We start from the raw sequence: 12,680 nt of genomic DNA, 5'->3' as shown, positions 1-12,680 counted from the left end.
ACCCCTAACCGAAATAGGGTAGGGATGTAATTCAAAGTATTAGAAAATATCATCTAGTTCATCTGAATCATCTTTTATAACATAGATAGATGTTGTTTCAGTAGAGATGTGATTTAAAAGCACCTTAGCTTTATTAATGTCTTTTCCTTCTTCAACTACTAAGTGTGTTGCTCTTGAGCGTCTGAGTGCATGGGGTGTTAGTTTATAACCTAAGATATAATTGAACTTATTAGTAAACCACGCATTGAAAGCGTCAGGACTAAGTTCTTTTGTTTCACCATTCTTAAACTTACGAACGAAAACATATGGGTTATCATCTTCACCACGAAATTCAAGCCATTTTAAAATAGCTTGTCTAGCTTCTTCGCTATACATCAGTTTGATCGGTGTACCAACCTTACCTTTACCTTTACCACGAACATGAGGTGTTGCGTAGAAGTCTTTGTTCTTTACCTTAGGCATATCAAAGAACTCTTTTTTCATCTGAGCTATTTCTGCTCTACGTGCGCCTGTGCTGTAGCTTAATAAGAAATAAGCAATCATTTGATACTCACCTTCTTTTTCAAGCTCTGCAATAAGCCTGTCAATATCTTCTTTCGCTACAATATTCTTTTCTCTCACAAGCTGTTTAGGAGGGGAGGGAATAGCCTTGTTGAAGATATTTCTAAATTCAGGGTAGTCTTCGCCATAATAAAGTTCAATATAGTTACAAAGTGAACTTACTGCTGAGCGTTTGAACTTAACAGCATTAGAAGATAACTCTAATGACATTAAGTGATTCTGATAATCTAAAGCGTGTCTTGCTTTTAATTTGTGGATAGGGCGGTTGTCAAATTCATCTTTAACATATCTCACAAAGATTTTTAATGCGCTTGTATATTGTTTAAGTGTTTTATCTGATAGATGTTGTTGTTTCAAGAACTTATCAACAATCTTTCTATTCCACTCATTACATTCAAGCCATTCTTCAGTAGTTACAGGAGGTATTTTAATTGCCATTTTCTCACCTCCTTCAATTGTTGATACCTTGCTCTAAAGCATTTTTAAGGTGTTTGTTATAAGTAGTTTTATCTAGCTTTTCTGCTGTTGCGTTTGCAAATGGTCTAGGTTCAGCCCATTTTTCATCAGGGTTATACCAACCATTCTCAGAATTGCTAGAGGTGTGCTGTACATCACTACCATTTTCGATTAGCTCTGAAATAAAATAGCCATCCATTGAATCACTAGTGAGGTTTTCAAAGTCAGAAGCGAAGGTATTTCCATTAAGTTTATGTTTTGTAAATACCATATTTCTAGCGTCAGAAAGACCGCCAGCATCATATCTAGGCTCATAATAGTCATAGACTTCTGTGTAAACAGAATCTACCATTGCGTGTCTAAACACGTTTAGAACTTGTGGGCTTTTAATGGTTTCCTTCACTTTACCTTGAACATATTTTTCCAAATCCTTGATATTACTGAATGTAGGCAATTACATCACCCTAACTTATTTAAAATCTCCTTTTGTTTCCAATGCTTCATTGATTGCTTCTTGAGCCAATACAGCTTTTTCAGCAACCTTGTTTACACGTTCGATTACTTCTCCAACTTGATTTTGGTCAAAAATTTCATCAAAGAATAGGTCAAATAAACCAATCTTCATTAATGCTTCCATTGCCATAATCTTTTCTTCGAACGTGTCACCGATTTCATTTTTAAAGTGAGAGAAGTATTTAATAATAAGCAATAGCTCATATTTAATTAGTTGTTCTTCACTTTCAAAGAAACTGTATTCTTTTTCGATTGCGTACTGCATATCGTTGAATAGCTCAAGAGTTAGCTTCTCAACTTGAGTGCGGTCAAAGTATTCGTTATATTTAACTGTTTTTTTAGTCTCAGGGTCAACTACGAACGTAGACATTACATCTACTTTCTTAGATTCTGCTAGAATATCTTTTAATTTAATTGGTGACTGTCTTTTTGCTGTCATGGTAAAATCTCCTTTTTATCGGTTAATAGTTTAGAAATAAAAAGGGGAGAGGTTGACCTCTCGCCCTAGTTTTTATGACATATTATTATATTTCTTATTTACGTGGTTTAAGCAGGATTGAACCCATTTCATCTGCACCCTTAGGGTTAATTACTGCAAAATTGATTTCAGGTGTGTAAACATTACCGTTCTCTAATGAAATGTCAAACTCACCACTAGGGATTGTTTCAGGGAAATCAAATAGAATATCTGCTTTTACTTTTGCAGTATCTAAGTCATAAGCAATTGTTTTCATTTCTACTCTGTATTTTCCTGCGAACTTAGTAGAATCAATAGAAATTCTTTGACCTTCTACTTCCTCTTGATAGAATACATGTAACTCTTGTCCTGCTTTGAACGTGCCTGTAGCTCCTGCTAAATCAACAGCTTTCTTAGTTTTGTCTGTTAAAGAAACAACAACATTTAAAGTCTCTTGCGTACCACCAGGTAGTTCAACTTGTGCTTTAGTTCCTACGATAGCACCATCAGGTAATACGATTTCGTTTGCAGAAGTGGCGCTGTCTACAACAACAATACCTTTAGTATTTGCTGTGAATCGACCTTTACCGTTTTCTTCTACAGCTACACCTTGAGTCATTGCCCAATACTCAATATCTGCTACTGCTGAACGCATTGCTAAATCAATTGCTTTGTCAGTACGAATTTTGTATAGTTTTTTGTTACCGATACCACCTTTAAGGTCTTCTTCTGAGATAGAGCCTTTGATACCTGCTAACTGCGCTTCCGCGTTTAGTACCACTTTACCTGTTTCTAGGTCAGTGATTGTTACATCTGCTGTGTCTTGAATTACGATTTTACCCATTGAGTAAATTCCTCCATTTATTTATATTGTGTATGAGCTACATTTGAAGTAGCCCACCAAATTTCTTGTCAAATTCATTCTTAGATATTACATCATCTTCTAATTTGAATAAGTCAATATGCTTATTCCAAGATTCAATGTTTACCTTCTCTGCAACGGTGGCAAATAGGGTAGATGTCTGATAGTTATAGATAGCTCCAACACGAGCATAAATAGCGTAAACTTGAAAAATGTTCATTCTACATACATCATCAAAACTGTTACTTGTACTTGCGACAATAGAAGTAACAATATCAACAAATGTCTGCTCCTGTGAGGATTGTTGTTTAAATCTTCTAGAGCGTTCAATAGCTCTTTGAATTTCTTCGTTAGGAGAAACCTTGTCTTCTGTGATTACATTCATATCCATAATCAATCTTCTGACAAAGTGAAAACTCTCACTAGATTCAAAGATTATTTCGTATTGTTTTTCTTCATTTCCATCAAACACTAATTGAAAAATCTTCAAATAAGCATTTAACAACTGTCGTGTACTAAGAACAATCTCTAATAGGTCTGCTTCCTTGATTTCCATTAAGGCTTTTAAACTTGATTCATCTGCCATAGCTTCTTTAAGTTGATTCCTATAGTTGTAGTAGATGTGTAGAGAGTTTTGAGCGATAAGATTTATCTCAGCAGCATGACTCAGATATTCTCGATAGGTTAAAAATCTGATAGAACCAAATTTTGTATTTACTGTTTCACCGAAAATAAATAAATTCTTATCGTAGTCTAAATTTTCAATGCGGTGCATTATTTCTTACTCACATTCATTGTGTATTGATGTAAGAAGCGTCTATAATGTGTTGGGGCTTCACGAGGGTTGCCTGCTTTGTATTCGAGCTTACCAAAGCCTGCAATGCGCTCTAGCGCTATCAGCTCATTAATCCTGTCAGATATTCGAGATATTCTTAAATCTCTGTCAAATGATTCATGAATAAAAATGTCAATGTTAACCTCTTGTTGTGCTACTAGATAGCTTTCAATTACAGGTCTACGTCTACCTTCGTAAATGTAAATCTTGCATAGTTTATTTTCTATTAGGTCAGAGGTTTTTTCGCCTAAAACGACTCTCTCATCAACTAGTTTCCAATAATCATCACTTTCAATGTCTACCAAGTTTGGTAACTCAGGGTCAAGTGGGTCGGGATGGTAGTTTTCTTGAGTGTCAAATCCTTTAGGCTCATATTTTAATAATCTCATTAGTTCTTCATCAGTGATTAAAATTTGATATATGTTTGAGAAGAACTCTACTGTTGAACTTTGTTTAATCATGTTATTGGAATCCTTTGCAGCTGGACTTCAATGTAACCAATACTGTTAATACAGCAACTTGATACTTATACTCATATATGGTTACAGTTGAGTTAATTTCAGGAATGTGATTTTCTAAGGTAGTTTTACAATAACTGAACCATTAGGAAAATCTACGCCCATAAAAAGGTCTAATGTCATTTACGATACTAGGGATTGGTAATGTTTCCTGCATATCAATAAAAACATAAGATAGGGAAGGAGAATCTAAGATATAGTTCACCATTTGTCTTTTTGTGGAATTTTATAAGTCATAAATTGTGTTATCATTAGCTCGAACCCTTTTTCTATAAGCGCTGAACATTACATTATTCCTGTTCTAGTTTTTTAATTTGTTTTTCAATCGTGTCAATAGTTCCAAACACTTTGCTTTTAATGAATGGTTTATTGTCCTCTTTAATACACTCTTTAAGCAATCCATTAAGAATAGCATGAGTTTGAACAATCCATGCGCCATCATATTCAGATGTGATTTCTTTTACGTTATGAACCTCAAAAATAACTGAATTTATGTGGTCAGGTAGCGTAGAAACACCTTCCTCATATAGTGGCAAAATCTTAAAGATAGAGCCTTTTAATGAGTGCATATAGTTTAAATAATCTAATTTTGCAATCATTGTGTGTTATCCTTTGATATTAAATAATTCTATTACATAAGCAACGCTATATGAGTCCTTAAGAAGCGGGGGGAGTTGATTTCATTGAAATTAGCTCAGCTAAAGTAATGTATTGAACAACGCTAAATTTAGCTCATTCAAACTTTTCGCTAGTGCGACTGGGAGATTAAAACTAAATTTGTAGTTGCTAATCGAAAAACGATTAAATCATTACGATTAATTTCTAGTCGTTTTTTAGATCTAGCAGTAGTTTTTGTAATTTATGCTTCTTTTACAGCTTTCGCATATGAACCAACGATTTCAGCTATATCATTAGAAGCTTCTTTGAAGCCTACTTCATAACCTTCGTCATATGCTTCTTCAATAGCTGTTTCTAACGTGCTTGCAATTAGCTGTGATACGACAATATGAAAGGCTTGCTTAGGTTCAGTGCCGATTTCAATTAAATTTTCGAAAGCTTCATATGTTGTACATACTTGACATTTTGTTTCTTCCATTGTTCTCATGCTCCTTAATACTTGATATAGAATGTAGCCTTACGACCATTTCTATCAAGCCATAGTAGTTTTTGATGTGCCTTAGAAAGTAGGCGACTGTCTTTTGAATAGTTGTTCGTTCCGGCGAAACCACCATTTACTATTAGGTCTACGCCATGAATCTCATTCTCGAAATTCTTGTGAATATGACCTGCGAAAACAGCAGTAGGGAACTTTTGAATCATCATTGTTAGGTCTTGAATCACTTTGCTATAGTTATCTAAGTGACCATGAACACCGAAGTAAGTTCTACCTAAGATTGTTGCTACTATGATTTCGCTGTCATACTTGTTGTCCATCATAGTAACATTCGGCAAGTTTTCTAAACGAGCTCCCATATACCATGTGACAAAATCATGAAAACTTTCAGTCTTAATTTCCTCCTCTTTGCGAGAAGAAATTCTGTCATGATTACCTTTGACACTGTAAACTTTAACTTTTTCAAAGTAGTTTGCTAGAATAGCAACAAGTCTAGCCAAAGCTTCTGCTACTGACTTAGTTTGCTCAACTGCTGTTTCTGTTTCACCAATCTTAGTAAGGCGGTGTAGATTGCCCTCAATTAAATCACCTAATTGCATGATATGAAGCTCTCTAGCTCCAGTTAACTCTTGATAAGCTATTATTTCATTAATTGTTTGTTCAATGCGTTCATAGAACACTTTTTCATTAAATGTGTTCCAATGGTTATCTGTTACCATTCCTTTGTGAAGGTCTGATAACATTAAAGTAAGAGATGTGTCACCATTATATTTAACATCTGCTTTCTTGTAGTTAAGTGGTCTAGCGTAGTTGATTTCATCTTTAATAGAGTCAATCAGCTTTTTAAGCAAATTATCCAATCTTGCTTCGTGGCGTAAAAATTGTTTGTACTCACGCTTTTGGTCTTGAACTTGCATTTTAGCAATCTCAAGCTCTTTAATTTTGTCGTTTAATTCTTCTAGTTCTTCAGAGGTATTAGCGCTCTGCTTAATAGCGTAATCTTTACCTTGTTTGAAAGCTTTATACCATTTGCGATAATATGATTCACCGAAATTAAGTTTAAGCTCTTTGTTAAGAAGGTCACTAATACCTTCCCATGTAAGACCAAGAAGCTTTTTGTTCTCACAGATTCGATACTTGTATTCTTCAACGATTTCATTAGGAAGTTGTTTAGTATTCATCTATTAATCTTCCTTAAATAAGTCTTCTTCTTGTTCTCCATCTGTTTCAGAAGATACATTGAACTTGCTAATAGTTGCAATTGAATCTTCTTCTTTGATAGAAAGAGTGATGTTTTTACCGTTAAATTCTTCAAGTAATTTATTTAGGCTATACTTGAAATCGCCATCTTTAACAGATTCAGTTACGATTAACTCTCCTAAAGTCCAATCAATATCAAGTTTACCTTTTAGTTTTATTGAGTTAGTGCGCTTTGCCATTATTTCTTAGCACCTGCTTTAACTGACTTTTGAACAGCTTTCGCTTGTAATAAACCATTTGGTGTAACAGGGAAGATAGCAACGCCACCACTGTAATCTACAGCGTGATAAGTTTGCATTTTATCGTATTCAACTTTTCCGTTTTTCTTCACAGACTTGCCAAATTTATCAAGCTTTACTGCGTAGTGTGTGAATAAGTCAACTACTGCATATCTAAGACCATACATAGTCTTAATTTTTCTAATGTGTAACATTTCTTATTTCTCCTTTGCTCTAGTAAATTCAATATTTTATTGTAGGGGCTAGTGGGATTGAACCAATGATTTTGGGTTAGGAATCTAACGTTTTATCACTAAATTAAGCCCCAATTACAACAAAAAACACTATCAGAATAGTTACGCCTTTCTAATAGTGAATTGATTGTCTTAATATTCAGTTGTGTAGTAGACACATTCACCCTAAAGAATAATAATGATTCTTTAGATTGTTTTAAGGTTACTGTGTCTGAATCACACCCTATATTCAGGAAACAAAGCGAAAGGAGAGTAAACGAAAAATTTTATTAACTTTGCTTTGTTTCTTGAATATAAGATGTAATATGAGGGGTGATACGATTCGAATCTACTCTGCTTTTGCAACAGTTGACATTCTGTCCAACTCCCATAGAGCAACCTACAAGATTTTAACCTGCGAATAATAGAATTGCTGTCTATTCTTTTACGCAATTGGTAGCTACATAAGATTAAGCTCAGGAACAGAATCGAACTGTTGTTTTTTGAATAAAAAGCAGATGTAATGTCACTATCTAATCGAGCGCATAGTGGGGTGAGCGTTGAACAGAGGCTTGCTTATTAGACAGGTGAAATAAGGATTCAATCCTGTTGGCTGATTAGGCAGTGGTCGAACATGCAATGATACGATAAAATTTTTTATAAATACTCTAATTTTTTTAAACCATCTATTCTATACATTGTGTAATCATCTTTCGATATTGCTGTGTTTGAAGCAAAAATCTCAAGCTTCTCTGCTTCTTCATCATAAATATCGAAATATCTATCCAACGCTATTTCAAATGCTCTTTCCTTCCAACGGTTATCTATACTATCGTCAGATTCCTTAGAATACAAGTAAGATTCATTAACTAGTTCGTTGTTAGTTTCATATGTTAAAATATAGTAATTCATAGTTATATCCTTTTTGGTAGGGCATAGGGTATTCGAAACTCTAAATACTCGAAAGAAAATCGAGTGGCGTAGTCCACGTCAAATGCCCAAAATTTTATTGGCGCGCCATGAGAGATTCGAACTCCCAACCGACAGGGTAGAAACCTGTTGCTCTAATCCATTGAGCTAATGACGCATATTTGATTTTCAGCATTGAGCGTAGTTAAGGGAAGAACTACGCTCAAACTTTGATTCTAAGGAGGTTTAAGTTATGAAATCAAAAGAACTTCTCACTTTATCTTGCGAAGGGTAGGTAGCACCGAAAGTTCTTTTAGTTGTTTTTGTAGTACTTGATTGGGTCTCAGATGTTTACTTAATTCTAATTAATCTGTTTGTCTTGTTTGTGAGTTTAGTTATTATCTTACTCATATGTTCGCAAGATGTTAAAGAGGTAGGAATAACACCTTGCGCTCAATAAGTTTATTAGCAGTAGCTTAAATAGGTAAGTGACTCACCTTGTATATCATATTATATTATTATATTACTTTAACAAACTGTTTTATCGAAATAATTTGAAAATAGTGGTTTTTTTAATAAAATCCGAATAAAAAAGGTGAAATTCACACAGTATCACACCGATCATTTACTGAATTAGTTAATAACTGTTTTTTCTAATACTTCTTTGAAAGTTTTAGAAACAGCAAACTTTGTAGCCAAGTGAGTTGGTTTAACCACTGGTGAACCACCTTGAGGGTTACGGTAAGTACGCTCAGGTTTTACTTCAACCTTGAACTGACCTAAAGTACCAAAACCAATATTAACTTGACTTTCAACGATAGCACGAACATATGCTTTTTCTACTGAATCAAGAACTGCTGTTCCGAAGTCTTTTGTTATTTGGATTTCTACGCTATCTGTGTCACCTTCTAAGATATCTTTAGCTAACGCTTTTGATACACGCACCGTTGGTAGTGTAGCTTGTAGTTCCTCAGCTAAGATTCCTGTAATAAAATCTGTACGACCTAATTTAGCCATTTGGTTATAAGCTCCTTTTTCTCTGAAAAATAAAATGTGATTTTTACCGCCTTTGGAACAGTAAATAAATAATTATATATTATTATATTACTTTTTTATAAGTTAATCTTCACTACTATTAGTAGTGATTCCTAGTTGTTCCTTATCTTCTTCTGATAGACAAGAGAAGTTACTATAGCGTTCTGAACCTTTGCTAATTTCCTTTACTTTCTTATGAGATAAGACTTCTAGATTCTTTTCCTCTTTAGTGAGGTAGTAAGCGAACATATCCAAAATTACTTTAGTGTTTTGCTTTTCCCAAGTAAACAATAGATATTCTTCTAATGTCATTGTCTGAGCTAGAAATTCAATTTCTTCGTTAAGAAGGTGTTCAATGACTTGCTTGCGTTGTGCTAAATTTAGCGAACTATCTAAGTTCACTGTTAGGTGTGGTAGTAAAATTTTCATTTTATTAATTAACCCTCTCATTCTTTAAGGCGGTGGGAAGTGACATTTGCAATACTTTTTTGTACAAGCTGTTTTAGCGACATGTTTTACAGATGGAAAGTAACCGGTCTTTTGCTGATTTATTGTCACTATAGAACTCGTTTGTTGCAGGTAGGTGTTCACCGCACTTGTTACATTGTTTTGTTTTTAAACCTAGAGTGCTTGTGTAGATCACTCTACGCCATTGACGCTCATTCTCTTTCACGACTGCTTTGTAAACGGTCTTGAGCGCTTTCTTGACATTCTGATTCTCAATGCCTATGGCTTCACCGATTTCTCTATGGGTGTAGCCTTTTTCAACCATTTTAATAAGAAGTAACTGTTGATCCGTGAAGTTACATTGATTGATTAGTCTATCCAATGAAGCATAAGTCGCTATCACTTCTTGATTAACAGCTTTAACCCCTGTAACGTCAAGTGTGCTACCGCCGCCTAAGAAAAGGTTATCATCATATTTGTATCTAAACTCTATTAAAAGCTCAACCACGCCAATGTCATTCATGACGAAGGGTTGAAACATTAAGTCCTTACTAGTAATGTGTGTCATGCTAAATCTTCCTTCCTATATAATGTAACTTCACCAACCTTTTGTAGTTGATTTCGACTTTAGTCATTATATATTATTTCGTAATTTTTGGATGTGTTTTTTGAAAAATATATTATTTTTTAATTATATATGTTTTTAATATAAATATGTTTATAAAAGTAATATAATTATATAAAATAAAGGAGCGACATATAAAGGTTCCGTTTAAGTATATTCAAGAGAAAGTAGGGATAAAATTGCCAAACATTTTACACCAAAATACTAACCGCCTAAAAGTCAAGGTTGCAAAGGTGCTGTACTATAAGGAAGAAAGCATGTGGGGCATTGTGAGCGTTGCACCAACTAAGATAGAGGGTGACTTCGAACCTGAGCTGAATCGCTATAACAACTTTGTTATTAGAGGTAACATTCCATTGGCTATGAATGTGGGGCAAGAATATGACATTGAAGTATCAGATTTGCAGACAGACGCTAAGTATGGTGAGTTCTATGAGATTATTCGTATTCATATAGAAGCACTTGACACAGTAGAAGCACAACAGCGCTTCCTACAAGCTGTTCTATCAGAGTATCAATCAAAGCTGATTCTTGAAGCCTTTCCTAACAATATGATTGTAGATGATATTAAAGATAATATAATTGATATAACTACAATAAAGGGTTTCGGGGAAGCTACAGCTCTAAAGATTAAGAGAGAAATCAAGCGAAACAAAGACTTAGGAGCTTTAATGGCGAAACTTGCTGACTTGAACCCATCAGGGAGAATGTTGAATAAGATTGTTGAGAAGTTTGGAAATTCTACAATTGCACTATTCAAAGCAAAAGAATCTTTATATTATCTATGTATCGTTTCAGGTTTAAGCTTCAAAAGAATTGACAACGTAGCTCTCATGCGTGGGGAAGATAAGTTTGGTTCAAAACGCATTAAGGCTTACTCAGAATACTACTTTAATGAAATTGCAAATCAAGGGCATTCGTGGGTCAATGAGCGGGAGTTCCTAGAACAAGCTATCAAAGAACTAGATGTTAATGGCACATATATTCGCAACTATATGAAGTCAGAGGATGGTGAGAAAAACTTCTATTGGCAACAGGAGGATAAGAGAATTTCTTCTATTCTTATGTACAACAATGAGCGCAACACATTACGAAATTTACTGAGACTTGCTACTAGATATGAAGCACCAATTGGCTTTGATGTTGATGAAGCAATCAAAGACGCTGAGGCGGCGCTAAATGTAAAATATACTGACGAGCAAAAAAATGCTATTCGTGAGAGTGTTCTGCACGGTGTGTTTATTATAAATGGTAAAGGTGGTACAGGTAAGACCACTGTAGTCAAAGGGATTGTCGAGGTATTAAACTCTTTAGGCCTTACTTATAAAGCATGTGCATTGAGTGGTAAAGCTTCACAGGTTCTTTTATCGAAAGATATTGACTCTGCAACAATTCACCGCACGTTTGGAATTGGTGTTAAGAAGTCAGATGATGAAGAAATCGGTGATGGTAAATCATTCTATGATGTAATAATCATTGATGAAAGTTCAATGGTAGATGCAGGACTGTTTAGCCAAATGTTATCTAAAATTCAAGATGGTACTAAGGTAATTTTAGTAGGGGATAGTGGTCAGCTTTCAGGTATTGGGCATGGGGATGTGCTTCGTGATTTACTTCAAACACAATACTTCAAAACTATTGAGTTAAATCAAGTTCACCGTCAAGCCCAAGATTCAGGAATCATTGAATTAGCTACAAAGATTCGTGAAGGTGTTCAAGTTTGCTCTGCTAACCAAGAGGGCATGATAAAGTTTGGAAAGAACAAAGACATGATTATGGTCAACTATCAAAACAAAGAAGATATGCCCGAAAACGTTGAGAGAGTTTTAAGAGGTCAAGCAAAGAATATCAAAACACCTCAAGATCTAATGGACTTCCAAGTTGTTGTGGCTATGAAAGAACGTGGTGCTATGTCAGCAAAAGCAATTAATAACCTAGCTCAATCAATCTTTAATGACCTAGAGAAGCCATTTGTGTCTTACAATGGATATGACTTCAGGGAAGGTGACAAGGTTATTGTAAAGGGCAATAGCTACGAAATCAGCTACTATGATGATTTAGAGCATTATTATAATGTGCGAGACAATGAGTTAACTGAAAATGAGATTCAGGAATACTTATTAACATTGGAAACTGACGAGGAAAGAATTGAGTTTTATGATAGTATTTCAACATCAAACACTGGTGATTTATTCAATGGTACCATGGGGATAGTTGTAGATGTGTTTGAGAAAATGGACTATAACACAAATAAAATAGTTCAATGCTTGGTGATTAACTTCGAGGGACTAGGAATTAAAATTTACCAACAATCAGAACTCGATAGTTTGGAACTAGCTTATACTGTAACTTGTCACCGCATACAAGGTTCAACTATCAAAAACGTAGTAGTTGTATTAGATTACTCTGCATATTCACTTTTATGTAGACAGTGGGTTTATACAGCAATCACTCGTGCTTCAAAGAAATGTGTATTACTTGTACAATCATCTGCTTTAGTTAAAGCAATCGGAACAGACGCTAGTGGAAACCGTCAAACATTTTTAGGTGATATGATTAGAGAATTACACAAAGTTAAAGGAGATATAGAAACAGTAATTAAGCAAGTCGCTAAGTTGCAATAAGGTTACGCACTGT

16 protein-coding genes and 1 tRNA gene are annotated in these 12,680 nt (G+C 34.6%); 1 reads left to right on the top strand and 16 read right to left on the bottom strand.

Annotated features, from left to right (window positions below; all coding sequences use genetic code 11):
• Nucleotides 1-39: 39 nt before the first annotated feature.
• The 16 genes from ACIQZA_RS13610 to ACIQZA_RS13535 form a co-directional block, all read right to left on the bottom strand.
• A complete protein-coding gene (locus ACIQZA_RS13610; protein WP_402881883.1) occupies nt 40-999 on the bottom strand; it encodes a tyrosine-type recombinase/integrase in 960 nt (319 codons plus the stop codon).
• 13 nt (nt 1,000-1,012) lie between these two features.
• Nucleotides 1,013-1,471: a hypothetical protein gene (locus ACIQZA_RS13605; protein ID WP_400934648.1), complete on the bottom strand. Its 459-nt coding sequence runs from the start codon at nt 1,469-1,471 to the stop codon at nt 1,013-1,015.
• A gap of 15 nt (nt 1,472-1,486) precedes the next feature.
• Nucleotides 1,487-1,969, bottom strand: coding sequence for a hypothetical protein (locus tag ACIQZA_RS13600; RefSeq protein WP_079561201.1), 483 nt, complete (start codon nt 1,967-1,969; stop codon nt 1,487-1,489).
• A 94-nt stretch (nt 1,970-2,063) separates the two neighbouring features.
• The gene (locus ACIQZA_RS13595) at nt 2,064-2,831 is read right to left on the bottom strand and encodes a hypothetical protein (RefSeq protein WP_402881882.1); all 768 of its coding nucleotides are present in this window, start codon (nt 2,829-2,831) and stop codon (nt 2,064-2,066) included.
• Between the two features lie 37 nt (nt 2,832-2,868).
• Nucleotides 2,869-3,624 (bottom strand): hypothetical protein, encoded by a 756-nt coding sequence (locus ACIQZA_RS13590; RefSeq protein WP_402881880.1) that lies wholly within the window; start codon nt 3,622-3,624, stop codon nt 2,869-2,871.
• Complete coding sequence (locus tag ACIQZA_RS13585) at nt 3,624-4,145, bottom strand: hypothetical protein (protein WP_402881878.1); 522 nt, start codon at nt 4,143-4,145, stop codon at nt 3,624-3,626. Before ACIQZA_RS13585 ends, ACIQZA_RS13590 begins: the two co-directional genes overlap by 1 nt.
• A gap of 347 nt (nt 4,146-4,492) precedes the next feature.
• Entirely contained in the window at nt 4,493-4,801 is a 309-nt protein-coding gene (locus tag ACIQZA_RS13580) for a hypothetical protein (protein WP_400934655.1), read from the bottom strand.
• 260 nt (nt 4,802-5,061) lie between these two features.
• A complete protein-coding gene (locus ACIQZA_RS13575; protein WP_132359709.1) occupies nt 5,062-5,298 on the bottom strand; it encodes a hypothetical protein in 237 nt (78 codons plus the stop codon).
• A gap of 14 nt (nt 5,299-5,312) precedes the next feature.
• Nucleotides 5,313-6,497 (bottom strand): metallophosphoesterase, encoded by a 1,185-nt coding sequence (locus ACIQZA_RS13570; protein ID WP_400934657.1) that lies wholly within the window; start codon nt 6,495-6,497, stop codon nt 5,313-5,315.
• A 3-nt stretch (nt 6,498-6,500) separates the two neighbouring features.
• Nucleotides 6,501-6,755 (bottom strand): YonK family protein, encoded by a 255-nt coding sequence (locus tag ACIQZA_RS13565; protein ID WP_402881874.1) that lies wholly within the window; start codon nt 6,753-6,755, stop codon nt 6,501-6,503.
• Complete coding sequence (locus ACIQZA_RS13560; RefSeq protein ID WP_402881871.1) at nt 6,755-7,009, bottom strand: hypothetical protein; 255 nt, start codon at nt 7,007-7,009, stop codon at nt 6,755-6,757. The genes ACIQZA_RS13565 and ACIQZA_RS13560 overlap by 1 nt, the downstream gene beginning before the upstream one ends.
• Nucleotides 7,010-7,684: 675 nt before the next feature.
• Nucleotides 7,685-7,939: a hypothetical protein gene (locus tag ACIQZA_RS13555; protein WP_400934663.1), complete on the bottom strand. Its 255-nt coding sequence runs from the start codon at nt 7,937-7,939 to the stop codon at nt 7,685-7,687.
• 98 nt (nt 7,940-8,037) lie between these two features.
• Nucleotides 8,038-8,114: transfer RNA gene (locus tag ACIQZA_RS13550), tRNA-Arg, on the bottom strand.
• Between the two features lie 455 nt (nt 8,115-8,569).
• Nucleotides 8,570-8,953: an HU family DNA-binding protein gene (locus ACIQZA_RS13545; RefSeq protein WP_132359699.1), complete on the bottom strand. Its 384-nt coding sequence runs from the start codon at nt 8,951-8,953 to the stop codon at nt 8,570-8,572.
• A gap of 102 nt (nt 8,954-9,055) precedes the next feature.
• Nucleotides 9,056-9,400, bottom strand: coding sequence for a hypothetical protein (locus tag ACIQZA_RS13540; protein ID WP_400934665.1), 345 nt, complete (start codon nt 9,398-9,400; stop codon nt 9,056-9,058).
• A gap of 73 nt (nt 9,401-9,473) precedes the next feature.
• Entirely contained in the window at nt 9,474-9,986 is a 513-nt protein-coding gene (locus ACIQZA_RS13535) for a hypothetical protein (RefSeq protein WP_132359695.1), read from the bottom strand.
• A 236-nt stretch (nt 9,987-10,222) separates the two neighbouring features.
• On the opposite strand from ACIQZA_RS13535, the gene ACIQZA_RS13530 reads away from it, so the two are divergent.
• A complete protein-coding gene (locus ACIQZA_RS13530) occupies nt 10,223-12,667 on the top strand; it encodes an AAA family ATPase (protein WP_402881868.1) in 2,445 nt (814 codons plus the stop codon).
• Nucleotides 12,668-12,680: the final 13 nt, after the last annotated feature.

This window comes from Lysinibacillus sp. NPDC096382 (genome assembly GCF_044762845.1).
Lineage (GTDB): Bacteria > Bacillota > Bacilli > Bacillales_A > Planococcaceae > Lysinibacillus.
This window is presented reverse-complemented; position numbering and strand designations above follow the sequence as displayed.